We start from the raw sequence: 24,312 nt of genomic DNA, 5'->3' as shown, positions 1-24,312 counted from the left end.
ACTGCCGGGGCACACAGGACCGATGGGTGGGGCGATGGTGGAGCGGAAGGTGCGCTGGGGGATCCTGGCGACGGGCGGGATCGCGGCGGCGTTCGCGGCGGACCTGGTGGATCTGCCGGACGCGGAGATCGCTGCGGTGGCCTCGCGGCGCCGGGATTCGGCGGAGGCGTTCGCGGAGCGGTTCGGGGCGGCGCGGGCGTACGGCGACTGGGAGTCGCTGGCGGCGGACCCGGACATCGATGTCGTGTACGTCGCCACTCCGCACTCGGCGCACCGCGCGGCGGCCGGGCAGTGCCTGGAGGCGGGGCGGAACGTGCTGTGCGAGAAACCGTTCACGCTGAACCTGCGCGAGACGGAGGAACTCGTCGCACTGGCGCGGGAGCACGACCGCTTCCTGATGGAGGCGATGTGGATGTACTGCAACCCGCTGATCCGGCGGCTGAAGGCGCTGGTGGACGACGGGGCGATCGGCGAAGTCCGCACGGTGCAGGCCGACTTCGGCCTTGCCGGTCCCTTCCCGCCGGCGCACCGGCTGCGGGATCCGGCGCTGGGCGGCGGGGCGCTGCTGGACCTCGGCGTGTACCCGGTGTCGTTCGCGCAGCTGCTCATGGGCGAGCCGGACGCGGTCGCGGGGAGCGCGCTGCTGTCACCGGAGGGCGTCGACCTCCAGACGGGCGCGGTGCTGTCCTGGGAGAGCGGGGCGATGGCCGCGCTGCACTGCTCGATCGTCGGCGGTACGGGCGGCACGGCCTCGGTGACCGGTTCGCGGGGCCGGATCGACGTGCCGTCCGGCTTCTTCCACCCGGAGCGGTTCGTGCTGCACCGCGAGGGCCGTGATCCGGAGGAGTTCGCCGCCGACCCGGCCGACGGGTCGCGCAGCACCCTGCGGCACGAGGCGACCGAGGTCATGCGGGCGCTGCGCGCGGGCGAGAAGGAGTCGCCGCTGGTGCCGCTGGAGGGTTCGCTGGCGGTGATGCGGACGCTGGACGCGGTGCGGGAGCGGATCGGGGTGCGGTATCCGGGAGACGCGGTCGCGATGACGGTGTGAACCGGTATCCCGGGGTGGCGGTGACCGTCGCCCTCGGGTAACCGTATGGCGGACATGGCATTCCGCATGGCGGACTCGCCGCCTACGCTGCGGTGCCATGACTGACAGGCATTCGAAGATCGCGGTGGTGACCGGCGCCGGCTCCGGCATCGGGCGGGCCGTCGCCGTGGAGCTGTTGCGGGCCGGCTGGTCGGTGGCGCTGGCCGGCCGGCGCACCGAGGCGCTGGCGCAGACGGCGGCGCTGGCGCCGGAGGGCGCCTCCGTCGCCGTACGCACCGACGTGTCCCGGCCCGAGGACGTGGACGCGCTGTTCGCGGCGACGGTGGACCGGTTCGGCCGGGTGGACCTGCTGTTCAACAACGCGGGGACCTTCGAGCCAGGCGGGGTGCCGGTCGAGGAGCTGCCGTACGACGCCTGGCGCCACGTGGTGGACACCAACCTCAACGGGGCGTTCCTGTGCGCCCAGGCGGCGTACCGGCGGATGAAGGAGCAGGATCCGCAGGGCGGCCGGATCATCAACAACGGCTCCATCTCGGCCCACACGCCCCGACCGCTCTCGGTCGCCTACACCGCGACCAAGCACGCCCTGACCGGTCTCACCAAGTCGCTGTCCCTGGACGGGCGGCCGTACCGCATCGCCGTCGGGCAGATCGACATCGGCAACGCGGCGACCGACATGACGGCCCGGATGCAGACCGGCGCGCTGCAGGCGAACGGCGAGACGGTCCCGGAGCCGGTGATGGACGTGGCCGACGTGGCGCGGACCGTGCGGCACATGGCCGAGCTGCCACTGGAGGCGAACGTGCAGTTCGCGACGGTGCTGGCGACGGCGATGCCGTACATCGGGCGGGGTTGATCCCCCTACCACAAACGGAATTCGAACATCCGCGGTATTGCGGCCTGTCGGGCCTATATGCTCAACTTTCCTTCACGAGAGCTTCACAGTTGGAGCAAGTGGATTCCACGGCCAACACCGAGGGGGAGGCGACGGCCGTTCCACCGGGCCGGAGTTGGGGGTGGCCCTCGCGACGGGACGCGAGGTACACGCCGGTCGGTGGAACGGCCGCCGCACTGTTCAGCGCCGGTGCCGGCCGCCGGGCTCCGTGGTCCCCGCAGCCCCCTCGGGCTTCGAGGACGCCTCCTCGGCCGTCGCGGCCGCCGCGACCGCCCTGCGCCGCCGCTTGACCACCAGTGCCCCCGCCGCCGCCAGCAGCAGCGCCGTACCTCCCGCGCCCTTCACCAGCCGGCCGGTGGACGGGCCGCCGGAGCCCGAGTCCGACGCGCCGACCGCCGTCTGCGCCGCCTTCCCGTCCGCCGGTGACGGACTCGCCTTCGCCCCGCCCTCGCTGAGCGGATCGACCAGTGTGCCCACGGCCCGCGCCGAACGTCCGCGTCCGAAGCCCCAGTCGAGCAGCGCGGCGGTCTGCTCGTAGACGGCGTTGCTGCCGGTGGCCGGGTGCATCACGGTGACGAGCAGGGTGCGTCCGCCCCGGGTGGCCGCGCCGGTGAAGGTGTTGCCGGCGTGGCTGGTGTAGCCGTTCTTGACGCCGATCAGGCCGTCGTACGTCTTCAGTCCCCACGCCCCGGTCAGCAGGCGGTCGGTGTTCTGGATCTGGAAGGTCTTCTTGCCGCCCGCCGGGAAGTCGGCGGTCCGCGTGCCGCAGTAGCCGCGGAAGTCGGCGTCCTTCAGGCCGTGGCGGGCGAACAGCGTGAGGTCGTACGCCGAGGAGATCTGGCCCGGGTGGTCGAAGCCGTCGGGGCTGACCACATGGGTGTCCAGGGCCTGCAGGTCCTCGGCCTTGGCCTGCATCTCGGCGACGGTCCTGGCGATACCGCCGTTCATGTGGGCGAGCACGTGCACGGCGTCGTTGCCGGAGCGCAGGAACACGCCCTGCCACAACTGCTCGACGGTGTAGGTGATGCCGGGCTTGATGCCGACCAGGCTGGAGCCGAACGGTACGTCGTCGACATCGGAGTCCTTGACGGTGTACCGCTGGGTGCGGTCGAACTTCTTCAGCACGGTGTCCGCGAACAGCATCTTCAGCGTGGACGCGGGCGGGAGCCGCCGGTGCGCGTTGAACGAGGCGAGCACCTCGCCGCTCGCGCAGTCGGCGATCAGCCAGGAGCGGGCGGTGAGCTTCGCGGGCAGTCCGGAGGCGCCGCGCACCTGGACGCCGGTACGGGCCAGTTGCTCACCGCCTATCACGGTCGCGGCGGAGGCCTGAGTGGTCGCGGACAGGGGAAGGGCGGCGGCCGTCAGTCCGAGGACGGCACGCCGGCTGAGCCGGGAACATTCGCGCACCCGGGGACGGTACACCGCGCCCAGCAGCGGGTTCCGCACCGCGGGCCCTCCACCGCCGTGGAATTTGCCACGTTATGAAAATCCGATGAGTTAGCCGGTCTTCTCAGGCCTTACACATCCTTTACCAAGGGCGGCTCAAAGGTTCCTCCCTAGCTTGTGGCCGCGCCCACAGAGGGCGCCAAGAACCTTCGAGGAACGGGATGTTTGGCATCTATCTCAAGCGCGAGCTGAGCCGCCGCAAGAAGGCCGCTCTGGTCATCGCGATGGGTCTGGCGCTCGGTATCGCGCTGGTCATCACCGTCAACTCGGTGTCGGCCGGCATGACGCAGGCGCAGGACGAGGTCCTGAAATCGCTCTACGGCCTCGGCACCGACATGACCGTCACCAAGGCCCAGTCGGCGCCGAAGGCGGGCAGCTCACAGGGCCCGAGGTTCCAGTTCGACGCGAAGTCGAGCAGCAAGGCCAGCCAGAGCTCGGACCGGGTGATGACGCAGGGTGGTCAGGCCCTGAAGTCCTCGCTGGTCCAGCAGGTCGCCGCGCAGAAGGGCGTGGCCTCGGCGGTCGGCGCCCTGTCCCTGAACGTCACCAAGGTCGACGGCTCCTTCACCCAGGGCAAGGCCCAGTCGTCCGGCAGCGGCGGGCAGCAGGGCGGCCCCGGTGGCAGTGGCGGCGCCCAGCCGCAGGTGCAGGGCGGTGGCGCCAACTTCAACGTCAACAGCTACTCGGTCGCCGGCGTCGACGTCGCCAACCAGGCCCTCGGCCCGCTGGCCACGATGAAGATCACCTCCGGGAAGACCTTCACCTCGGCGCAGACCGACGCGAAGGTCGCGGTGGTGAGCAAGTCGTACGCCAAGGAGAAGAAGTACAAGGTCGGCTCGGCCTTCAAGATCTCCGGCACCAAGTACACCGTCATCGGCATCGCCACCCCGGACAGCGGCGAGTCCTCCACCGACGTCTACCTGCCGCTGAAGCAGGCCCAGTCGCTCGGTGACGCCAAGAACAAGGTCACCACGATCTACGTCAAGGCGACCGACTCGAAGCAGATCGCGACCGTGAAGAAGACCATCCAGAGCAACATCTCCGGTACGACGGTCACCACCTCCTCCGACCTCGCCTCCACGGTCTCCGGCTCGCTGTCCACCGCCTCCGACCTGGCGACCACCGTCGGCAAGTGGCTGTCCATCGCCGTGCTCGCCGCCGCGTTCCTGGTCGCCGCGCTGCTCACCTCGTCGGCCGTCTCCCGGCGCGTGCGCGAGTTCGGCACGCTGAAGGCGCTCGGCTGGCCGAGCCGCAGGGTGACCCGGCAGGTGGTCGGCGAGTCCGTCGTCAACGGCCTGATCGGCGGCGGCCTCGGCATCGCCCTCGGCCTCGCGGCGGCCTGCACCGTCACCGCGATCAGCCCGAAGCTCACCGCGCAGCTCGGCAGCACGGGCGGCGGCGGGATGGGCGGCAGTCCGGGCGGCGGCCCCGGCGGTGGCGGTCCCGGACAGCAGGCGAAGAACACCGTGGAGATCGCGCTCTCCGCGCCCGTGTCCGTGACGACCATCGCGCTCGCCGTCGGCCTCGCGGTCGCCGGCGGTCTGATCGCCGGTGCCATGGGGGGCTGGCGCGCGTCCCGGATGCGCCCGGCGGACGCCCTGCGCAGCGTCTCGTAACGCGCGCCGGGAGACCCCTCGAACCGGGGCGCCGCCTCCGACATTCCCCCCGGGGAGGCGGCGCCCCACCCCCTACCTTGCGGACCTTGTGGAGAACCCATGTACAGACTCACCGGCGTCACCAAGCGCTATACGCGGGGCAAGGAGACGGTGGAGGCGCTGCGCGGCATCGACCTCACCATCGCCGACGGTGACCAGCTGGTCATCCAGGGCCCGACGGGCGGCGGCAAGTCCACCCTGCTGCAGATGATCGGCGGCCTGGACCGCCCGTCCTCCGGCACCGTGGAACTGGACGGCGTCGACCTGGCGACCATCGGCGAGGCCCGGCTGACCCGGCTGCGCGCCGAGAAGATCGGCATCATCTTCCAGGCCTTCAACCTGATCCCGACGCTCACCGCCCAGGAGAACGTCGAGACCGCCCTGGTCCCGCTCGGCGTGAAGCCCGCCGAGCGCCGGGAACGGGCGGCGGAGGCCCTGCGCTCGGTCGGCCTCGGCGAACGCCTGGCCCACGTCCCCTCGGAGATGTCCGGCGGCCAGCAGCAGCGCGTCGCGATCGCCCGCGCACTGGTGAAGAACCCCAAGGTGCTGCTCGCCGACGAACCCACCGGCAACCTCGACGAGGGCACCCGCGACGACATCATGGCCCTGCTGGAGGGCCTGTGGCGGGAGCACGGCCTCACCTTCGTCATGGTCACCCACGACTCCTCCATCGCCCGCCGCGCCCCGCGCCTGGCCACGATCAAGGCCGGGCAGATCACACTGACCGAGCAGGGCGGACGGCACGGGGGACCCGCGGGGCACGGGATGCCCGGGCAGCCGTACGCGCGGGACGGGTACGCGCAGCAGCCGTACGCGCCCCAGCCGTACGGTGGTCACGGCTACTGACCTGCTCCGCGGGCGGGCCGCTCACCTCCCGAGGATCTGGTCGATGTCGGCCAGCTGCCCGGCGGTGAGTGGCCCCTTCTCCATCGCCCCCGCGTTCTGCTCGGCCTGCGCGACCGAGCGGAAGCCCGGGATCGGCACGGTGCGCGGGCTGCGGGCCCACAGCCAGGCGAGGGCGCCCTGGGCGAGGGTGCGGCCGCCGCTGGTGAGGACGTCCCGCAGGGCGTCGATCCGGGTCAGCCAGTCCTCCTCGGCCCCGGACCCGTCACCGTCGTACCCCTGCATCCAGGCCGGCGGCCGGCTCCGGATGTCCCCGGCCTCCAGCGACCCGCTCCGCCTCCCGGCGAGCAACCCCATGGCCAGCGGACTGCGGTTGATGCTCGCGAGCCCCGTCCGCTCGCACATTTCTAGGAGTTGCGGCGCGTCCTGGAGGACGTTGAGGGCATGCTGTACGGCCGTGCAGTGCGGCCCCTCGGCGAAGACGGCGGCACGGTGGGGGTCGTCGGTGCTCCAGGCGTAGGCGCGGATGAGCCCTTCACCGACCAACTCCTCGCACAGGTCGCGAAGTTCGGCCCCCCGCGCCGGATCGGCATCCGACAGGTGGAACTGGTACAGATCGATGTGGTCGGTGCCGAGGCGGCGCAGGGAGGCGGTGAGGGCGCGGCGGGCGTGCTCCGGGGTGTCGTCGCTGCCGGTGAGGGTGCGGGTGTCCGGGTCGAAGACGTTGCCCCACTTGGTGGCGAGCACGATGTCGTCGCGCCGCTTGCCGAGGGCGCGGCCGAGGACGGTCTCGCTGTGGCCGGTGCCGTAGACGTCGGCGGTGTCGAAGAAGGTGACACCGAGATCGAGCGCGCGGTGGACCGCCCGCACGGACTCCTCGTCGTCCACCTTGCCCCACCCGAGCGGCTGCCCGTCGGCGGACTGCCACTCCCCGCCGATGGCCCAGCAGCCGAAGCCGAGTGCGCTGACTTCGATCCCACTGCGTCCCAGAGTTCGCTTCGTCGTCATGCTCAGGGACGGTAGGAGTTGGAGCGCACGCCAAGGCAACCCCTGGGAGCTTTTTATGCCTGCCCGGTCTCGAATCGCGAGATCCGCCCGTCGTCCTCCACGGTGAAGGTCCACTTGGTGCGCATCTCGCCCCAGGTGTCGTTGCGGTAGCGGGCGAGGAGGGTACGGCCGCCGCCGGACTCGTTGTCGACCTCCATGTGGCCGTGGGAGGAGAAGATCTCCCGGTCGATCCACTCGGCGAGGTCACGGTCGGAGCCGTCGTCGGACATGGTGGCGCCGGGGGCGAGCAGCGCCATGAAGCCCTCCCGGTCATGGGAGTTGACGGCGTTCACGAAGGCCCGGACGGCCGCATCGCTGAGCTTGGCTGGCTGAATCGTCATGGCGCCAGAGTCACACCGCAATCCCGGCCCCGCCACCCGAACGCCGTCCACAGCGGGCCGACGGGTGTCGGACCTGCGACGGTGGAAACACGAGCCTCTGCGTCTCTCCGCCTGGGAGTCACCGTGAGCTGTTTCGACCGACGTGGTCTGGGTCTGCTGTTGCTCCGGCTGGGGACCGGCGGGGTACTGGCCGCGCACGGCGCGCGGAAGCTGTTCGGCTGGTTCGGCGGGCACGGTCTGGAGGGCACCGGCCAGTTCATGGAGTCCGTCGGCTATACGCCCGGCAGGGCCAGCGCCACGGCGGCGGGCCTCGCGGAAACCGGCGGCGGTGCCCTCCTCGCACTGGGCCTCGCGACGCCGACGGCGGGCGCGGCGGCGGCCGGAGCGATGGCCGGGGCGGCGGCGGTCCACCTGCCCAACGGCTTCTTCGTCCAGGAGGGGGGCTACGAGTACGCGGCGAGCCTGTGCCTCGCCGCAGCGGGCCTCGCGGTGGCGGGCCCCGGCCGCCTCTCCCTCGACCACGCCCTCGGCCACGCCTTCGACCGCGGCTGGATGGTGCCGCTGGCCCTGGGCGTCACGGCAGCGGCGACGACGGTGGTGATCGGGACACGGAACCAGCGGGTGCGGGCGAAGAAGGAAGGGGAGCAGGAGGTGTTGTTCGAGGAGTAGCCGGTACGGCGCGGTGCCGGGGCATGGGAGGCTGCCCGGCATGACCGATCAGGACACCACCGGCACCGCCGCCCTCTGGCCCGCCATCGACGAGCTCTGGTCCCGCCTGGAGGCCACCCGCAAGCACGCAGGCCAGGAAGGCGTCCTGCTCCGCGTCCTGAAACTCTCGGAGGAGGTCGGCGAGGTAGCCGAGGCGATCATCGGCACGACCGGCCAGAACCCCCGCAAGGGCGTCACCCACACATGGGAGGACGTCCAGGCGGAACTGTGCGATGTGGCGATCACGGCCCTGGTGGCCCTCCGGACACTGACGCCTCAGGCGCGGGAGGTGTTCGACGGGCATCTGGCGAGAGTGACCGCACGTCCCCTTCGGCCCGGCGACTCGGCGTGATTCCCCGTCCCCGCACCTGCCACGCCTTACGCCCGCATGACGTAGGGGCAACAGGTGTCACGCCCGCAGGAAGGCGAGGACCGCCAGTACCCTTCGATGGGTCTCGTCCGTCTGGGGCAGGTCCAGCTTGGTGAGGATGCTGCTGATGTGTTTGCCGACGGCTGCCTCGGACACCACCAGCTCGCGGGCGATCGCCCCGTTCGACTTGCCCTCCGCGATCAGGGCCAGGACCTCTCGCTCGCGCGGGGTGAGCCGCTCGAGCGGATCGCGGCGGCGGCGCAGCAGCTGGCGTACGACTTCGGGGTCGACGACGGTGCCGCCTTCCGCGACCTCCCACAGGGCGTCGATGAACTCCTCGACCTGCCCCACCCGGTCCTTCAGCAGGTAGCCGACGCTCGTTCCGTCGCCGGAGTCCAGCAGTTCGGAGGCGTACGTCCGCTGCACGTACTGGCTGAGGACCAGGACGGGCAGAGTGGGTCGTTTGTCGCGCAGCTGCACCGCCGCGTGCAGACCCTCGTCCTGGAAGCCCGGGGGCATCCGTACGTCCGTCACCACGACGTCGGGAGCGTGCTCCTCGACAGCGGCGATCAGCGCGACAGCGTCTCCCACGGCCGCGACCACCACGTGACCACAGCGGCTGAGCAGGCTGATCAGGCCTTCCCGCAGCAACACGCTGTCCTCGGCCAGTACTACGCGCAGCGATCGGTCCGTTCGCAAGGAAACTCCACACGCAACAGGGTCGGTCCGCCCGGCGGGCTGGACAGGGAGAGTCTGCCATCCAGCACCGACACCCGGTCCGCCAGTCCGGTCAGCCCGGTGCCGGCCCCGGCCTCCGCACCGCCCCGGCCGTCGTCGCACACCTGCAGGAACAGGCGGCCGTCACGGTGGCTGCCGGTCACCTCCGCGCGGCTCGCCCCGCTGTGCTTGGCGATGTTGGCGAGGGCCTCGCAGACCACGAAGTACGCGGCGGACTCCACCGCCGGGGGCAGCCGTCCGTCCAGTTCCAGGTCGACGTCCACGGGAACGACGGAGCGGTCCGCAGCGTCGGTGACCGCCGCTTCGAGGCCGTAGTCGGTGAGCACCTTGGGGTGGATGCCGTGAATGAGTTCGCGCAGCTCCGCGAGGGCCTTGCCCGCCTCCTCATGGGCTTTGGCGAGCTGGTCGGCGAGCGGCCCCGGCGGCACGTCCAGGCGGGCGAGACCGAGCGTCATGGTCAGCGCCACCAGCCGCTGCTGCGCCCCGTCGTGCAGATCGCGCTCGATACGCTGCCGCTCCGCCTCGAAGGCGTCGACCAACCGGACGCGCGAGCGCGTGAGTTCCACGACCTTGGCCCCCAGATCGCCCTCGCGCGGCGCGATCAGCAGACGCGTCAGTTCGGCCCGGGCACCGGCCGCCACCCCCAGGACGTAGGCGCCCAGGACCAGGGCGAGCAGCCCGAGTACCGCGATGCCGAAGGCCGTCGGCCAGTCCGTGACCGTCCATGCCTTGAGCACTTTGGTTTCCCGGCCGCCGCCTGCCGTGGCCATCAGCAGCGGGGTCGCGACCATGGCCAGGGGGTAGAGCAGGCCGACCGTGATCGCGAGGGCGTCGACAGGCCACAGCACCCCGGCGAAGAGCAGGGCGTAGCCGAGCTCCCGCCACGTCGCCTGTTCCCTCAGGCGTGTGGTGAGCCAGGGCCACAGCCCCTCGGCGACGGGTGCCCGATGCCAGTCGGGTGCCGGATCGCGGTCGATCAGACGGAGCCTGTGCCGCTCGGCCCAGGCGACCGGGATTCCGGCGAGGGCCACGATGACCAGCAGCGGAAGTCCCACCAGCACGATCGCCAGAGCGCCGCCCACGGCCGCCGCGCCCAGGAGCCCCACGAGGGCGACGACGCCGGCCAAGGCCCCCGTGAGCAGATAGCCGACCGACCGCCACGGCCACGGCGAAAGCAGGAATCCCGGCCTGGACATGGCCTGCCACACGTTTCGAGGGTGCATGGCCGTCACCGTAGAGGGCCCGTCCGGCCGGTGCCATCGGTCCAAGGGGCGGACCGGGGGTAGGGCCAGCTCTACCTTCCGGGGTGGGGTGACGGGTCACGGGGCGTTCCTCGCAGCCTCTTGCCAGCGCAGCCTGTTGCCAAATCGAAGGCAAAATTCCGCCACCTGGTGACGCAAACATTGGCCGGAGAACGACCCTTCAGCGTTCCGCGCCGACCGGGTCGTCTGTACGGCCCAGGTCGCACGAGGTGGGGGATGACTCATGGAATTCCGGCTTTTGGGACCGGTGGAGGCAAGGGACGGTGCGCGACGCGTCGCGCTGTCGGGCTCCAAGGTGCACACGGTGCTGGCCGCGCTGCTGCTCGCCCGCGGCCGGGTGGTGAGTGACGAGCGACTGAGCGGGCTGCTGTGGGGGTGGAGTCCGCCCGCCACGATGAACGCCCAGATCTACACCTACGTATCGCGGCTGAGGAAACTCCTGGGCCCCGGCGTCGACCTGGTCCGTCGACAGCCCGGTTACCAGCTGATCGCCACCGATGCGCAGGTCGACGTGCTCGAATTCGAGCGCTTGGACCGGCTCGGCCGCAAGGCCCTGGAGGAGCGGCGGTTCGAGGAGGCGGCCGGTGCTCTGCGGCGCGCGCTCGATCTGTGGCACGGTCCGGCGCTGGCCAATGTGACACCGCATCTCGCCGAGGCGGAACTGCCGCGTCTGGAGGAGGCCCGGACCAGCGCCCTGGAGCACCGGATCGACGCCGATCTCGAACTCGCCCGGCACGAACGGCTGGTCCCGGAACTGAGGGGGCTGGTCTCCGAGTTCCCGGTGCGGGAGAGGCTGCGGGCCCAGCTGATGACCGCCCTCTACCGCTGCGGACGGCAGGCCGAGGCGCTCCGGGTGTTCCACGAGGGCCGCGAGGTGCTCGCCGAGGAACTCGGCGTGGACCCCGGCCACGACCTGACGGCCACCCATCAGGCGGTGCTCAGCGGAGAGTTGGGCCACCTGCCACGGCCCGCATCCGCACGGGCGTCCCTGACCTCACCGCGTACCACACCGCCGGTCATGGTGCCGCCCGCGCTCGCCGACTTCACCGGACGGGAGGTTGAACTGGCCGAAGTATGCGCCCAGTTGACATCCGAATCCGGTCATCATGGTGTCCGTTCTCCGGCCCGCCGCATTCTGATCACCGGTATGGCGGGGGTCGGCAAGACCGCGCTGGCCGTGCAGGCCGTGCACGCCGTGGCCGACGACTTCCCCGACGGCCTGCTCCATGTCCGGCTCCGCCGCGAGGACGGCACGGTCAAGGACTGCGCCGCCGCCCTCACGCAGTTGCTGCGGGCCCTCGGCGAACCCTGTGACGACACGTCGGCGCCCCATGGCGGGCCCGAGCAGCTGGACGACCTGATCCGCCGCTACCGCACCCGTACTGCGGGCCGCCGGCTGCTGATCCTGCTGGACGACGCGACAGACGAACTTCAGCTCGACGCGCTGCTTCCGGCCACGACCGACGCCGCCGTCCTCATCACCAGCCGCAGCAGGCTGTTCGCCCTGCCCGGCTCCCGTACCGTCGCGCTCGACCCCATGGGGACCACGGAGTCGCTGGCCCTGCTCGCGGCGATCGCCGGAAGCGCGCGGATCCTGGTCGAACGCGACGCCGCCGGCGTCATCACCGAGGCGTGTGCCGGTCTGCCGCTTGCCCTGCGGGCCGCCGCCACCCGGCTGGCCGCCCGTCCCCACTGGCCCGTGGCCCGGCTTGCCCGGCGCCTGTCGGATCCGGCCCTGCGCGTCGAGGAGTTGTGCACCGGCGACCTGGACGTACGTCGGAGCCTCGGCTCGGCGCTGCGACAACTTCCCGCCACCGAACAGGAGTTGGTCCGCACCCTGGCACCCGGGGCGAGCGGGACGTTCAGCACGGCCGCCGCCCTGGACCTCGGCCTGCCCCAGGAGGTGGCCGAGGAACTCCTGGAGCGGCTGGTCGAGAAGTCGGTGCTGGAGTTGGCCGGCATCGACGCCGATGGCGCGCCGCGATACCGCTTCCACGAACTGATGCGACTGATCGCGGCAGGCCCGCACGAGTGCCGTGCAAAGCTCCGGCTGACCCGGGCGAGTTGAACCGAGTGTCGCGGGTAGGGCTGGCCCTACCCCAAGTCTCGCTCCTGCCGCACTGCGCCGAGGTGCCCCCGCACGGTTTCGTGGAGTCACCGAGCGGACGAGAGAGGCGGCGCCTGATGACGGGATGGCTCGCGGAGCACATGACGGCGCACGGGGGCTCCGGCATCCTCGCCGCGGTGCTGCTGCTGCCCGCCTTGGAAGCGGCGCTGCCCATGGTGGGCGTGCTGCTGCCGGGGCAGACGGCGGTGGTCCTGGGTGGCGCGCTCGCCTGGCGGGGCCACGTCACCGTCGAGGCGGCGCTGCTCACCGCGGTCGTCGGCGCGGTCCTGGGCAATCTTGTGGGGTACGCGGTCGGCCGTCGGTGGCAGGCGTGGGTCCTGGCTCCCCAGCGGGGCCCGGCCCTTCGGCGCCGGTACACCGAGCGGGCCCTCGGCCTGATCGAACGGCACGGCGGCTGCGCGGTGTTCGTCGGACGCTTCGTCGCGGTGCTGCGCACACTCGTCCCCACCCTGTGCGGGGCGACCCGCATGCCATTGCGGCGCTATCTCCTGTGGTCCGTGGTCAGCGGCGCCGTGTGGGCGCCGGCCTTCGTCCTGATCGGTTACCTCCTGGGGCCCGCCGGACCCGGCTGAGCCCGCACAGCTTGCTGCCGACGCAGCCATCTGCCACACGCCGGGCCCGGCACCCCGGTTGCCCGCAATGGCCGTATCTAACGCCGTTTTCCGATGATTTCCGTCCCGCCGGGTGCGCGGGAGGACCGACACCGAACAGTAGGGACAGATGAACAAGGACGCGATCCAGATGCGCTCCGTCAGCAGGCGGTACGGGTCGGGTGAGAACGCGGTGACAGCCCTCGACCAGGTCTCGCTCTCGTTTCCCGCGGGAACGTTCACCGCCGTCATGGGCCCCTCAGGCTCGGGCAAGTCGACCCTGCTGCAGTGCGCCGCCGGGCTGGACCGCCCCACGTCGGGCTCGGTCACTGTGGGCGGGACCGATCTGACGAAGCTGAACGAGACCAAGTTGACCCTGCTGCGGCGCGAGCGCATCGGGTTCGTCTTCCAGGCGTTCAACCTGATGCCGTCCCTGACCGCCGAGCAGAACGTGGCGCTGCCCCTTCGGCTCGCCGGCCGCCGGCCGTCCAGGGGCCGGGTGCGCGAGGTTCTCGACCAGGTCGGCCTCGGCGACCGGGCGGGCCACCGGCCGACGGAGCTGTCCGGCGGCCAGCAGCAGCGCGTCGCCCTCGCCCGCGCCCTGATCACCCGCCCCGAGGTGCTGTTCGGCGACGAGCCGACCGGTGCCCTCGACTCACAGACGAGCCGGGAGGTACTGAAGCTGCTGCGCGGCATGGTCGACTCCGAGGGCCAGACGGTCATCATGGTCACGCACGATCCGGTGGCCGCCTCGTACGCCGACCGCGTCGTCTTCCTCGTCGACGGACGGGTCAACGGCGAGATGCTCGGGGCGAGCGCCGACGACATCGCCGCCCGCATGACCAAGCTGGAGGCCGCGCCGTGCTGAGTGTCGCCCTGCGCACCCTGCGCACCCGCTGGGTCACCTTCGTGGGCAGCTTCGTCGCGCTCTCGCTCGGTGTCGCGCTGATCGCCGTGATGGGCCTGGCCCTCGCCTCGTCGCTGGACGCGCCCGACCGCAAGCCGGAGCGATTCGCCGCCGCGGCGGTCGTGGTCAAGGGAGCGGACACGCTGCGGGTGTCCACCCCGATCGGCGAGCGGGTCCAGAAGCTCGCCCAGCCGCGCCCCGTGCCGGCCGAGATTCTCACGAAACTGAAGAATCTCGGCACCGTCGTTCAGGACCGGTCGTTCGCCGTACGGGCCCAGGGCGGGCCGGGCAACCTGGTGGGACACCCCTGGTCCACGGCCGCCTTCGCCCCGTACGAGATCGGCAGGGGACACGCACCCCGCGCGGCCGACGAGGTCGTCGTCAGCGGCGACTGGGCGAGGCCGGGCGAGCGTGTGCGGACCGATCGCGGCACCGTCCGGGTGGTCGGAAACGTCGCCGCACGCGGCTTCGAGCACGCCGTCTTCTACACCGACGCCCGCGCCGCCCAACTGGCGCCGGTCAGTACCCAGTCGGTCGTGGACGCGGACGCCGCGGCGGTGCGCGCGGCGGTGCGCGGCAGCGACGGCGTGCGGGTCCTCACCGGTGACGGGCGACGCTACGCCGACGCGGACCCCGACCGGGACAGCGAGGCGCTCACCGCGATGAACGCCATGTTCGGCACCGCGGGCGGCGTGACCACCTTCGTCTCGGTCTTCGTGGTGGCGTCCACCTTCGCGTTCTCGGTGGCGCAGCGGCGCCGGGAGTTCGGGCTGCTGCGTACGGCCGGGGCGACTCCGGGACAGATCCGCAGGATGGTGTTCGCCGAGGCTCTCCTGGTCGGCGTGCTCGCCTCGGCCGCCGGCTGCGTGCTCGGCGCGTACGGTGCGCCCCGGCTGGCCACGTGGGTGGTCGACGGGGGCCTCGCCCCGAGCTGGTTCGGGATCGGCGCCGCCACCTGGCCGTACTACATGGCCTTCGCGACAGGCCTGGTCGTCGCGCTGTGCGGTGTGGTGGCCGCGTCCTGGCGGGCGGGCCGCACCGGCCCCACCCAGGCGCTGCGCGAGGCGTCCGTGGACAGCCGGACGATGACGTGGGGCCGCTGGCTGTTCGGCGCGGGGTTGCTGCTCACCGCCGTCGTGACGCTGGCGATGGCGCTGTTCAGCGACCCGGGTGACCTGCTGCACCGCAAGACCTACGTGAGCCGGCCGATGCTGCTGATCACCGCGGTGGCGCTGCTCGCGCCCGTGGTGGTGCGCCCGCTGACCCGGTTGCTCGCCTGGCTACCGGCCCAGCTGCCCGGTGCCGGCGGCATGCTGGTGCGGGAGAACGCCGCCGCCGGCGTGCGGCGGACCGCCGCGATCGCGGCGCCGGTTCTGGTCACGGTCGCGCTCGCGGGCTCGCTGCTCGGTGCCACCGCGACGCTGAACGAGGCGAAGGCCACCGAGACGCGCGAGCAGACGACCGCCGCCTTCGTCGTCACCCCGGCGGGCAACGCAGGCTTCGACCCGGCGACTCTGCGGAAGCTGCGCGACGTGCCCGGCGCCGAGGTGTCCGCGAGCTCGTCCAGCGCCGTCTACGTCCTGGAGGACGGTGTGGCGCTCAACAGGGACGAGGCCCGCGCGGCGACCCCTGGCCCGCTCACCGCGACCACCCACCTGCCGATCGCCTCCGGGAAGGCGAGCGACCTCGACGACGACTCGATCATCGTCAACGAGGAGTGGCAGCAGCACACCGTCGGACAGCGGGTGCGGGTGTGGCTCGGCGACGGTACGGCGAAGACACTGCGGATCGCCGCGGTGATGACCGCCGGGACCGGCAACAACGGCGTCTACGTCACGCCGCGCAACGCCCCGGGCGCATCCGTCGACCGGGTCGACGTGGCCCTCGCGGACGGCGTCGACGCAAGCGCCGTGGCCGCCGGACTGCGGGCCGCGGTGCACACCTCGGGCGGGCAGGTCCTCACCAGGGCCCAGTGGGTGCAGGCCAGTTACCCCGAGACGAACCGGACGACCCGGATGGGCTTCCTGCTGGTGCTGGGCATCGCCCTGCTGTACACCGGTATCTCGCTGGCCAACACCATGGTCATGGCGACCTCCGACCGGGTGCGCGACCTGGCGGTGCTGCGGCTGGCCGGGGCCACCCGGTGGCAGGTGTTGCGGCTGGTGGGCGCCGAGGCGCTGATGGTCGTCGCGGTCGGCGCGGTGCTGGGACTCATCGTCGCCGCGCTCAATCTGGCGGGCATGTGGAGCGCCCTGGGCGTGCTGTCGGTGTGGACCACGATCGAACTCCCCTGGACGGCCATCGGCGTGGCCGTGGGCGCCTGCGCGTTGCTCGCCGTGGTCTCGTCCGTCGCCCCCGCCTCGGTCGCCCTGCGCCGCCGTGCGGTGGAGCTGGCGGGCGTGCGGGAGTGACCCGCTTACCCGGCGCCGGACGGTACGTTCCCCCGCCCCGGCCGGCGCCGATCCTCCGCGACGCGCGGCTCCACCCCCGTGGCCCGCGCCGCGGAGCATCGACGGCCGGGACGTCTCTTGGAGAGCGTCCCGGCCGTCCGGTGTTCGACGGACGCGCACGGAGAGCCGTAACGGAAGACGGCCGGGCACCCCTCTCGGGGCACCCGGCCGTCTCGTACGTGCAGGACCCGTCGCACGGCCGCGGCACCAGGCGGGTTGCTGCCGTGCGACGGGTCCTCGTGTCAGCTCGTTCCGGCAGCCGACGCGTCGGACAGCTCGGCCATCGCCACCGCGATCTTCCGAGGACCGGTGAACGGTTCCCGGCCGTGCGCGGCGAGCATGTTGTCGACGATCAGCACGTCGTCGCGCTGCCAGTCGAAGCGGGTCGTCGCCGAGCGGTAGGCGTCTCGCAGGTGCGCGACCGTCTCGTCCGGGATGCGCCCGCCGTCGCCGAAGTAGGTGTTGGTGGGCAGGTCCTCGTCGGCGAAGATCTCCCTGAGCCCTTCCCGCACCTCCGGTGCCAGCGAGGTGACGTGCCAGAAGGTGGCGTGGTTGAACCACACCTGCTCGCCGGAGACCGGATGGGTGCGCACCACCGGCCGGACCGCCGTGGTGCGCAGCCCACCGTCCGTGCGCCATTCGGCCGTGATGCCTTTGTCCCGGCAGTACGCCACGACCGCGTCCCGGTCGTCGCTGCCGAACGACTCCTGCCACGACACGCCGAAGTCCGCGTGGAAGTTGCGCACCACGCGCCAGCCGCCGCGCCGCACGAACTCCTCCCGCACCGCGGGGTCGATGGCCCGGTACACCTCACGGATGTCCGCGAGCGGGGTCGCGCCCCGGGTGTGGGCGGGCTCGATGCAGTAGAAGTAGAGCGTGTTGGGCCAGACCGCCTGGTACGAGTTCTCGTTGTGCAGGAAGATCTCCTCGTCGGCGGGATAGTCCGTCGACGTGTAGACCTGCCCCTTGATCGTGGAGCGCGGCGAGGACCGCTCGGCATAGCGCAGCGGCCCGCTGCCGGAGAAGGCGTGCACCACCGCGTCGAACCCGTCGACCCCGCCGACCTCGAAGCCGCGCAGCAGGATCGCGCCGCGCTCGCCGAGGACCGTCCGCAGCTTCTCGCGGTGGGCGCGGATGAACTCGTGGACCGGGGCGCCCGGCTCTCCGGTGTACTCGATCGCGGTCATCGGACCAATACCTCTCTCGTGTGCGCGGTGCCTGCCAGGCCTTCGTCGTAGTCCCGGACCACGACGGGCCCTGCCGGGCCCGTCTCCCGGGCGAGTGCCGCGAAGACGCCGTCGGGCACCGGCAGGTCTTGCACCAGCCAGGTGCCGGGGCCGCTGCCCTCGGCATGGGTGACCAGTGCCGGACCGTCCTCGGCGGGTTGTGTGTCGATGCTGCTGAGGTCCGTGACGATGCCGACGCCGATCGCCTTGACGACGGCCTCCTTCCGCGTCCAGCACCGGAAGAAGGCATGCGTGCGCGCCCTGTCGTCGGGTGCGGACAGGACGTGGGCGAGTTCGGCGGCGCTCATCGCGAACCGGGAGGCGCCGTCCACGTCCAGCGGGCGGCCGCCCTCCAGGTCCACGCCCACCCGGCGCCCGGCGACCACGGCGAGCAGCCAGTGCGGGCCGGAACGCGAGAGGCTGAACTCCAGGTCGGTGGGCGGCCAGTCGATCCGCGGCCGGCCGTGCCCGGGGTGGGCGCAGCGCGGACACGGGCGCCTGCCGAAGACCACGTCGCGCGGCGGCACGCCGAGATATCCGGAGAGCACCCGGCGCACAGCCGTGTGCGCGGCCGCGTACCGTAGCGCGGCCGCGGCCGGCAGCCGCCCGGCCTTCCCCGACTCCTCGTCCGACAGCGGTTCGGTGTCACCCGGGCCGAGCACATCGGGGGCCCGGCCGCGCCAGATGTGGACCGCGTCGCTGTCCCCGAGCGATTCGTACGCGGTGGTGGTCATCGCCTCAGTCCGACATCGCGACCAGGATCCGGCGGTCGCCGGTGAACGGGCGGCGGCCGTGGGCGAGCAGGACGTTGTCAATGAGCAGCAGGTCACCGGTGCGCCAGTCGACGTCGACGGCGTGCTCCAGGCCGCGGTCGCGGATCTGGACGACGTACTCGGCGGGAATGGGGCTGCCGTCGGCGAAGGTGACGTGCTGCGGCAGGTCCTCCTCGGGCAGGATCTGCACCAGGGCGGCCGCCGTTTCGTCGCCCAGGCCGGCCGGGTGCCACTGGTCGGCCTGGTTGAACCACACCTCGGTGCCGGTGTCCGGGTGCCGGGTGGTGGCCGGACGCACCGAGGAGACTCGAATGCCTCCGTCGGCCTTCCACTCCCATGTGGCGCCGGTCGGCTCGAGGAACGCCTCCACCTCCTCGCGGCTGGTCGTCTCGAAGGTGTCCTGCCAGCTCTTGCCCAGGCCGTAGCCGTCGTGCAGGTTCTGCACATAGCGCACCCCGCCCGCGAAGGCCTCGCGCACCTCGTCGTCGAGGGACTCGAGCCAGAGCGCGGCGTCGACGACGGGGGTGGCACCGCCGCTGCCCGGCTGAATCTGGCAGTAGAAGGCGAGGCGGGCCGGCCAGGAGTGGGCGTAGCTCATCTCGTTGTGCATGGAGATGGTGAACTCCCGCGGGTATTCGGTCGAGGTGTAGACGTTGCTGCCGACCTTGGTGCGCGGCGAGTTGCCGTGCACATAGGCGAGCCGGTTGGGCAGCAGCCGGCCGAGCACCTGGTCCAGGCGGTCAGGGCTGGCCTCGAAACCCCGGAACACCAGGCCCTTCTCCTCCGTCAGCATCCGGGTGAGCTCCTCCGGACCCATGTCGTCGAGCCGGCCGATCAGTTCGTCGGTGCCACCGACGCCCTCGGACTCGATCTCCAGGGGTGTCCAGATGTTCGTCTGCGTCATGGTTCATGCCTCCAGGTCCTTGGTGATGTCGGCGACCAGCTCGGCCTCCCGCTCGGCGAGGTAGAAGTGGTCGCCCGGATAAGTGCGCAGGGCGAAGTCCTGGACGCGGGTCAGCTCGGACCAGGCCAGTACGTCGTCGGGGTCACAGCCCGGGTCGCCGAGCCCGAGGCACGCGGTGATCGGGGCCCGCGTCGGCACGGGCGGCGAGGCGGGGCGGTAGCTCTCGATGAGCCGGTAGTCGGCGCGCAGGACGGGCAGCAACAGCTCGCGCAGTTCCGGGATGTCGTAGGCTTCCGAGCCCAGCGAACCCAGCCGGCGCACCCCGGCGACCAGTTCGTCGTCGTCGCGCAGGTGCAGCCCGGTGGGGCGGGAGCGGTGGGGCGCGGAGCGGGCCGAGACCACCAGGCGCCGCGGGACGACCCCGTGCCGGTACTCCAGCCGGAGCGCGGTCTCATAGGCGACGGAGGAGCCCATGCTGTGCCCGAACAGGGCGACGGGCCGGCCGAGGTGGGGCAGCAGCGCGGTGGTGACCGCGTCGGCGAGCGTGTTCATGTCCCCGACGAAGGGCTCGGCCAGCCGCTCCTGGCGGCCCGGGTAGCGGACCGCCAGCAGTTCCACGTCGTCCGGCAGGTGGGCGGGCCAGCCGTGGAAGAGCTGGGCGTTGCCGCCCGCGTGCGGGAAGCACACGAGGCGGATCCTCGGCGCGCGGCCGGAGGCGGGACGGTAGCGCCGCAGCCACAAGTCGTCCCGCACGGTCCGGTCAGTGGGCCGCGTCGGTGCCGGTGACGGTTCCGTCATCCCGGATCTCTCCCTTCAGGTCCGGTGCCAGTGCGGCGAACAGGGCCAGTACGGCCATGGCGGCGGCGATCGCGCGGACCGTGGGCAGGGCGCCACAGGCGGCGAGGAGCAGGCCTCCGGCGAACGAGCCGAGCGCGTTGGTTCCCGAGCCGATGAGTCCCGCGGTGGCGGCGACCCGGCCCTGGAGCTCGTCGGGGGTGGTGCGCACCTGGTAGACGGCGGCGGCAACGTTGAACACGGCGCCCACGAATCCGGTGCCCGCGTACAGCGCGCCGAGCGCCACGGGCCCGCGGGTGAATCCCATGGCCCCGATCAGCACCGTCCAGGTGACGGCCCCGGCGACCAGCAGGGTGCGCTGCCGGATCCGGCGCTGGATCCGGCCGCCCGCGAGCGCCCCGCACAGACCGCCGACACCGCCGATGCCCAGCACGATCGCGAGGGTCGCCGACGGCAGCCCCGCCTCCTTGATCCGCAGGATCAGGGCGAGCGCGAGCATCTGGAAAAGGATGTTGGTGCCGGCGACATAGCCGAACGCCGCGCGCAGGAACCGCTGTCGCCACAGCCAGCGCATCCCCTCGGCGACCTCGCCGGACATGCCGCGCCGGCCGGCGGTGGGGTTGCGTTCCTGCTGGAAGTCCTTGCGGATGAGCAGCAGGCTGAGGGCGGAGACGAGGTAGCCCAGCGCGCCGAAACCGAACGGCACCCAGCGGCCCGCCGACTGCAGCAGCACACCGCCGGGCTGTCCGAGCAGCCCCGCCGCCCGGCCCCGTGCCTCGTTCTGCGAGAACGCCGTGGACAGGTGCTCCGGATGCACGATGTTGCGTACGGCGCCGCGCTCGGCGAGCCGGTAGAACACGGCGAGGGACGCCTCCGTGAACGCCACGGCCGCCAGGTGCGCGACCGTCACCCGGCCCGCCGCGAGGGCGAGCGCCACGCTGCCCACGGCGGCGACCCGGCCCGTCTCGCACACCAGCATCAGCCGGCGCCGGTCCCAGCGGTCCACGAGGGCACCGGCCGGCAACTGCACGAGCAGCAGCGGCAGCAGCGCCGCCGTGGACACCACGGACATGGCCAGCGGGGAACCGGTGTGCCACAGCACGATCAGCGGGTAGGCGACTGCCGTGACCCGGTTGGCCAGGAACGACATGCTCGCCCCCGACCACAGGAGCAGGAAGTCGCGATTGCGGCGCAGCGGCGGGGGCGAGGCCGCGACCGCGCCGGGAGCGGACCCGGGTCCGCTCCCGGCGCCCTCGACGAGGGTCATGTACGGCACCACTCCAGGACCGCCATCGCGCTGTGCATCTTGTTCTCGGCCTGTTCGAAGGCGATGCTGGCCGGGCCGTCGAGCACCTCGGCCGTTACCTCGTCGCCGCGGTGCGCGGGCAGGTCGTGCATGAACACGGCCTTGGGGCTGTTCTCCCACAACGCCGCGGTCACCTGGAACGGCGCGAACACCGCTCGCCAGTTGGGGTCGGGCTTGCTGGTGCCGGTGGTCTGCCAACGCGTGGTGTACACGACGTCCAGGCCGCCGGGCAGGTCGGTCATGTCGTGGCGCTCGCGGAACACCGCGCCGTACCGGGCGGCCTGTGCGGCGGCGCGCTCGCCGTAGCGCGGAGCCAGACCGTACCCGGGCGGTGTGCGCAGCTCGAACTCGACGCCCGGGAACCGGGTCAGGGCGAGCGCGAGCGCCGACGCCGTGTTGTTGCCCTCACCGACGTAGAGCACGCGCAGTCCCTCGACGCCGCCGAACTGCCGCCGCAGGGTGGTCAGGTCGGTGAGCGCCTGCGTCGGGTGCTCGTCGGCGCTCATGGCGTTGATGACGGCCATGCGCTCCTGGGCGGCCCAGGCGCGCATCTCGGCGGGGTCGCCCGCGGTGCGGGCGACCAGGACGTCGAGCATGCGGGACATCACCCTGCCGGTGTCCTCGCTGGTCTCACCGGTGTTGAGCTGGAGGTCGCCGGGTCCGTACGCGATGATCTGCGCGCCCAGGCGCAGCGCGCCGCTGGAGAAGGCGGTGCGGGTGCGGGTCGAGGTCTTGCTGAAGTAGACGCCCACGACGTCGCCGGCCAGCGGGGCGGAGCGGGCCGCGGTGCCGGCCGAGAACTCGGCACCGCGGGCGACGAGCGCGTACAGGTCGTTGTCGTCGAGGTCGTCGATGGAGATCAGATGCCGTACGGATGCCACGGGTTCCTCCTGGAGGGTGCGTGGGAGGCGCGGGTCATGCCCGCTCCTCGTCGGTGACGACAGGGGCGAGGACCGCGGGGAGTTCGGCGGACCGCCCGGCGGAGCGCCAGTCGGCGGCCAGTCGCCCGGTGCCGAAGGCGCTGTCGTCGCGGCCCAGTTCGGCGGTGAGGTGCTTGACCACCGCCTTGCCGGAGTCGGCGTTGGTCAGTGCGACGAAACCGGTGCCGCCGTGGAGTCGGCTGATCGCCATGTTCCAGTAGCCCGAGGGCTCGCCCCCGTGGCCGAACTCCAGGTCGTCGCCGCTGTCGTCGACGATCGTGCCGAGTCCGTAGAAGGTGCCGGTCTCGCCCGCCAGCAGCTCACGGGCGAGGGCCTGCGGCACCAGCGCGCCCGGTGCCCCGAGCAAGGCGTCCCGTACGGCGACCACGAACCGGGCGGTGTCGGCCGCGGTCGTCCACAGGCCGGCTGCCGCGAGGTGTGCGCGGGTGCGCCAGCCGCCCTTGAGCACGGCGCCGTGGGCGTCGTGGCCGAGGGCCACGGAAAGCCCGGAGGCGCGCGGGTGGTCCTGGTCGAAGCTGGTGTCGGCGAGACCGAGCGGGTCCAGCACCAGACGCCGCATCAGCGGCTCGAACTCCTCCCCCGTGGCGTCCTGAAGCAGCTGCTGGAGCACCCAGTAGTGCGTGCTGCTCTTGCGGAAGGTCCCGCCCGGCGGCAGTTCGCGGCGCACCCGTGACGTGTTCGCCGGCGGCCTGCCGTCCAGCAGGTCGAGCAGGCCCGGCATCGGCTCGCCGGGCCGGAACCCGACGCTGCGCTGCCGCGCGAGGCCGGCCCGGTGCCCGAGCAGCAGCCGCGGGGTGACCGGTCCGGGGGCGTCCGGGGCGTCGGCCAGGTGCCAGGACGTCAGGTACGTCTCGATGTTGGTGTCGAGGTCGATCACCCCCTCGGCCACCAGGCGCAGCACGCCCAGCGCGGTCACGTGTTTGCTGATGGAGCCGACTTGGAAGAGGGTCCGCGCCGTCACCGGCGCGTCCCCGCCCGCGGCCAGCACGCCGTGGCCCGCCACGGACGCGACCGCGCCGTCACGGATGACGGCGAGGGCGAGGCCGGGCACATGGTGGTCGGCCATGACGGCATCGATTCCCGTCACGCTCGCGACCGGTCCGGTCGTGCCCGTCACGGGGCCGCCCCGCGCCCGCGCCACCGCCCCGATCAGCGCGGCGGCCTGTGCCGGTGCCCCGGTCGCCAACGCGTCCGGATCACCCGCCGCGGCCTGCTGCAGCAGCCGTGCCAGCAGCTCGGTGGGAACCTCGACGGTGGCGGGGGCACGGTCCGCGGCGTCCTCCCCCGGCGCCCCGGTGGAGGGGGTGTCCGCGCTCACCGGTTGCTCGGCGGCCGGGGTGTGCGGCACGGGCGCGGTGCCGGTGTTCCCGGGTGCGGCATGTGCCGCCGCGTCCGCGTCGACCGCCGCCGCCAGGTCGATCAGGGTGTCGTGCTGGTACATGCGGTAGATCGAGACCGCCAGCCCGGCCGCGCGGGCCGCCGCCAGAACCTTGATCATCAGCAGCGAGTGGCCGCCGAGGTCGAAGAAGCGGTCGTGGACGCCGATCTCGTCGACGCCCAGAACGTCGGACCAGATGGCGGCGAGGGCCTTCTCCGTGGGCGTGCGGGGCGGCACGTGGTCCGAGCCGGTGCGCAGTGCCCCGCGGTCGGGCACGGGCAGGGCGCGGCGGTCGACCTTGCCGTTGGCGTTGAGCGGCATCGTCTCCAGCGCCACGAAGGCCGCGGGCAGCATGTACTCCGGCAGCCGCGCCGCGCAGTGTCCGGACAGCTCCTCCGCGGACGGCTCGGCGGCGTCCGCCGTCGCCGTCCAGTACGCGACCAGGCGGCGGTCACCGGGAACCGGCTCGTGGGTCGTCACGAACGCCTCGCGGACGGCGGGGTGTTCGGCCAGCACCGCCTGGATCTCGCCGAGTTCGACCCGGTAGCCGCGGATCTTGAC

The 24,312-nt window shown here is 72.3% G+C and carries 22 protein-coding genes; 10 read left to right on the top strand and 12 right to left on the bottom strand.

The genetic code is table 11. The features are described from left to right. Positions 1-22 precede the first annotated feature (22 nt). Positions 23-1,048 (top strand): Gfo/Idh/MocA family oxidoreductase, encoded by a 1,026-nt coding sequence (locus AB0M27_RS00110; protein ID WP_365716217.1) that lies wholly within the window; start codon positions 23-25, stop codon positions 1,046-1,048. Between the two features lie 97 nt (positions 1,049-1,145). Continuing rightward, a complete protein-coding gene (locus tag AB0M27_RS00105) occupies positions 1,146-1,904 on the top strand; it encodes an SDR family oxidoreductase (protein WP_365716215.1) in 759 nt (252 codons plus the stop codon). Between the two features lie 219 nt (positions 1,905-2,123). Here AB0M27_RS00105 and AB0M27_RS00100 read toward each other — a convergent pair whose 3' ends face one another. Beyond that, positions 2,124-3,350, bottom strand: a complete 1,227-nt coding sequence (locus AB0M27_RS00100; RefSeq protein ID WP_365716213.1) for a serine hydrolase — start codon at positions 3,348-3,350, stop codon at positions 2,124-2,126. Between the two features lie 200 nt (positions 3,351-3,550). Between AB0M27_RS00100 and AB0M27_RS00095 the strand changes: the two genes are divergently transcribed. Together AB0M27_RS00095 and AB0M27_RS00090 are read left to right on the top strand one after the other, a co-directional pair. After that, positions 3,551-5,005: an ABC transporter permease gene (locus tag AB0M27_RS00095; protein WP_365716210.1), complete on the top strand. Its 1,455-nt coding sequence runs from the start codon at positions 3,551-3,553 to the stop codon at positions 5,003-5,005. 99 nt (positions 5,006-5,104) lie between these two features. Beyond that, positions 5,105-5,890: an ABC transporter ATP-binding protein gene (locus tag AB0M27_RS00090; RefSeq protein WP_365716208.1), complete on the top strand. Its 786-nt coding sequence runs from the start codon at positions 5,105-5,107 to the stop codon at positions 5,888-5,890. A 21-nt stretch (positions 5,891-5,911) separates the two neighbouring features. Here the strand turns inward: AB0M27_RS00090 and AB0M27_RS00085 are convergent, their stop codons facing one another. Both AB0M27_RS00085 and AB0M27_RS00080 read right to left on the bottom strand, forming a co-directional pair. Continuing rightward, a complete protein-coding gene (locus AB0M27_RS00085; protein ID WP_365716206.1) occupies positions 5,912-6,895 on the bottom strand; it encodes an aldo/keto reductase in 984 nt (327 codons plus the stop codon). A 53-nt stretch (positions 6,896-6,948) separates the two neighbouring features. Further along, positions 6,949-7,275, bottom strand: coding sequence for a nuclear transport factor 2 family protein (locus AB0M27_RS00080; RefSeq protein WP_365716204.1), 327 nt, complete (start codon positions 7,273-7,275; stop codon positions 6,949-6,951). Positions 7,276-7,398: 123 nt separating this feature from the next. Between AB0M27_RS00080 and AB0M27_RS00075 the strand changes: the two genes are divergently transcribed. Together AB0M27_RS00075 and AB0M27_RS00070 are read left to right on the top strand one after the other, a co-directional pair. Next, entirely contained in the window at positions 7,399-7,944 is a 546-nt protein-coding gene (locus AB0M27_RS00075) for a DoxX family membrane protein (protein ID WP_365716202.1), read from the top strand. Positions 7,945-7,984: 40 nt separating this feature from the next. After that, positions 7,985-8,335, top strand: a complete 351-nt coding sequence (locus tag AB0M27_RS00070) for a MazG-like family protein (protein ID WP_365716200.1) — start codon at positions 7,985-7,987, stop codon at positions 8,333-8,335. 57 nt (positions 8,336-8,392) lie between these two features. Here the strand turns inward: AB0M27_RS00070 and AB0M27_RS00065 are convergent, their stop codons facing one another. After that, positions 8,393-9,052, bottom strand: coding sequence for a response regulator transcription factor (locus tag AB0M27_RS00065; RefSeq protein WP_365716199.1), 660 nt, complete (start codon positions 9,050-9,052; stop codon positions 8,393-8,395). Then, positions 9,025-10,287: a sensor domain-containing protein gene (locus tag AB0M27_RS00060; protein ID WP_365716832.1), complete on the bottom strand. Its 1,263-nt coding sequence runs from the start codon at positions 10,285-10,287 to the stop codon at positions 9,025-9,027. The genes AB0M27_RS00065 and AB0M27_RS00060 overlap by 28 nt, the downstream gene beginning before the upstream one ends. Before the next feature lie 289 nt (positions 10,288-10,576). Here AB0M27_RS00060 and AB0M27_RS00055 point away from each other — a divergent pair, with 289 nt between their 5' ends. The 4 genes from AB0M27_RS00055 (at position 10,577) to AB0M27_RS00040 (ending at position 16,389) form a co-directional block, all read left to right on the top strand. Further along, positions 10,577-12,421 carry a BTAD domain-containing putative transcriptional regulator gene (locus AB0M27_RS00055; protein ID WP_365716197.1) on the top strand — a complete coding sequence of 615 codons (1,845 nt, stop codon included), beginning with the start codon at positions 10,577-10,579 and terminating at the stop codon, positions 12,419-12,421. 116 nt (positions 12,422-12,537) lie between these two features. Next, positions 12,538-13,053 carry a DedA family protein gene (locus AB0M27_RS00050; protein ID WP_365716193.1) on the top strand — a complete coding sequence of 172 codons (516 nt, stop codon included), beginning with the start codon at positions 12,538-12,540 and terminating at the stop codon, positions 13,051-13,053. Between the two features lie 148 nt (positions 13,054-13,201). Beyond that, a complete protein-coding gene (locus AB0M27_RS00045) occupies positions 13,202-13,939 on the top strand; it encodes an ABC transporter ATP-binding protein (protein WP_365716191.1) in 738 nt (245 codons plus the stop codon). Then, on the top strand, positions 13,933-16,389 hold the full coding sequence (locus AB0M27_RS00040; protein ID WP_365716189.1) for an FtsX-like permease family protein: 2,457 nt from the start codon (positions 13,933-13,935) through the stop codon (positions 16,387-16,389). Before AB0M27_RS00045 ends, AB0M27_RS00040 begins: the two co-directional genes overlap by 7 nt. 281 nt (positions 16,390-16,670) lie before the next feature. On the opposite strand, the gene AB0M27_RS00035 is transcribed toward AB0M27_RS00040, so the two are convergent. The 7 genes from AB0M27_RS00035 to AB0M27_RS00005 form a co-directional block, all read right to left on the bottom strand. Beyond that, positions 16,671-17,615 (bottom strand): TauD/TfdA family dioxygenase, encoded by a 945-nt coding sequence (locus AB0M27_RS00035; RefSeq protein WP_365716188.1) that lies wholly within the window; start codon positions 17,613-17,615, stop codon positions 16,671-16,673. Further along, the gene (locus tag AB0M27_RS00030) at positions 17,612-18,388 is read right to left on the bottom strand and encodes a 4'-phosphopantetheinyl transferase superfamily protein (RefSeq protein ID WP_365716186.1); all 777 of its coding nucleotides are present in this window, start codon (positions 18,386-18,388) and stop codon (positions 17,612-17,614) included. The genes AB0M27_RS00035 and AB0M27_RS00030 overlap by 4 nt, the downstream gene beginning before the upstream one ends. Before the next feature lie 4 nt (positions 18,389-18,392). Beyond that, complete coding sequence (locus tag AB0M27_RS00025) at positions 18,393-19,331, bottom strand: TauD/TfdA family dioxygenase (RefSeq protein ID WP_365716184.1); 939 nt, start codon at positions 19,329-19,331, stop codon at positions 18,393-18,395. A 3-nt stretch (positions 19,332-19,334) separates the two neighbouring features. Next, a complete protein-coding gene (locus AB0M27_RS00020; RefSeq protein ID WP_365716182.1) occupies positions 19,335-20,084 on the bottom strand; it encodes an alpha/beta fold hydrolase in 750 nt (249 codons plus the stop codon). A gap of 7 nt (positions 20,085-20,091) precedes the next feature. Further along, entirely contained in the window at positions 20,092-21,393 is a 1,302-nt protein-coding gene (locus AB0M27_RS00015; protein ID WP_365716180.1) for an MFS transporter, read from the bottom strand. Beyond that, entirely contained in the window at positions 21,390-22,313 is a 924-nt protein-coding gene (locus AB0M27_RS00010) for an ornithine carbamoyltransferase (RefSeq protein ID WP_365716178.1), read from the bottom strand. Before AB0M27_RS00010 ends, AB0M27_RS00015 begins: the two co-directional genes overlap by 4 nt. Positions 22,314-22,347: 34 nt before the next feature. Beyond that, a partial coding sequence (locus tag AB0M27_RS00005) for a serine hydrolase (protein WP_365716176.1) occupies positions 22,348-24,312 on the bottom strand: 1,965 nt, incomplete at its 5' end.

The sequence above is a fragment of the Streptomyces sp. NPDC052107 genome (assembly GCF_040680215.1).
Lineage (GTDB): Bacteria > Actinomycetota > Actinomycetes > Streptomycetales > Streptomycetaceae > Streptomyces.
Note: the sequence above shows the minus strand (reverse complement) of the source record. Positions and strands in the feature narration are given on the sequence as shown.

Coding starts and splice junctions, on each gene's coding strand:
- AB0M27_RS00110 (WP_365716217.1), top strand. CDS start 23: ATGGGTGGGGCGATGGTGGAGCGGAAGGTGCGCTGGGGGATCCTGGCG.
- AB0M27_RS00105 (WP_365716215.1), top strand. CDS start 1,146: ATGACTGACAGGCATTCGAAGATCGCGGTGGTGACCGGCGCCGGCTCC.
- AB0M27_RS00095 (WP_365716210.1), top strand. CDS start 3,551: ATGTTTGGCATCTATCTCAAGCGCGAGCTGAGCCGCCGCAAGAAGGCC.
- AB0M27_RS00090 (WP_365716208.1), top strand. CDS start 5,105: ATGTACAGACTCACCGGCGTCACCAAGCGCTATACGCGGGGCAAGGAG.
- AB0M27_RS00085 (WP_365716206.1), bottom strand. CDS start 6,895: ATGACGACGAAGCGAACTCTGGGACGCAGTGGGATCGAAGTCAGCGCA.
- AB0M27_RS00080 (WP_365716204.1), bottom strand. CDS start 7,275: ATGACGATTCAGCCAGCCAAGCTCAGCGATGCGGCCGTCCGGGCCTTC.
- AB0M27_RS00070 (WP_365716200.1), top strand. CDS start 7,985: ATGACCGATCAGGACACCACCGGCACCGCCGCCCTCTGGCCCGCCATC.
- AB0M27_RS00060 (WP_365716832.1), bottom strand. CDS start 10,287: ATGTCCAGGCCGGGATTCCTGCTTTCGCCGTGGCCGTGGCGGTCGGTC.
- AB0M27_RS00055 (WP_365716197.1), top strand. CDS start 10,577: ATGGAATTCCGGCTTTTGGGACCGGTGGAGGCAAGGGACGGTGCGCGA.
- AB0M27_RS00050 (WP_365716193.1), top strand. CDS start 12,538: ATGACGGGATGGCTCGCGGAGCACATGACGGCGCACGGGGGCTCCGGC.
- AB0M27_RS00045 (WP_365716191.1), top strand. CDS start 13,202: ATGAACAAGGACGCGATCCAGATGCGCTCCGTCAGCAGGCGGTACGGG.
- AB0M27_RS00035 (WP_365716188.1), bottom strand. CDS start 17,615: ATGACCGCGATCGAGTACACCGGAGAGCCGGGCGCCCCGGTCCACGAG.
- AB0M27_RS00030 (WP_365716186.1), bottom strand. CDS start 18,388: ATGACCACCACCGCGTACGAATCGCTCGGGGACAGCGACGCGGTCCAC.
- AB0M27_RS00025 (WP_365716184.1), bottom strand. CDS start 19,331: ATGACGCAGACGAACATCTGGACACCCCTGGAGATCGAGTCCGAGGGC.
- AB0M27_RS00015 (WP_365716180.1), bottom strand. CDS start 21,393: ATGACCCTCGTCGAGGGCGCCGGGAGCGGACCCGGGTCCGCTCCCGGC.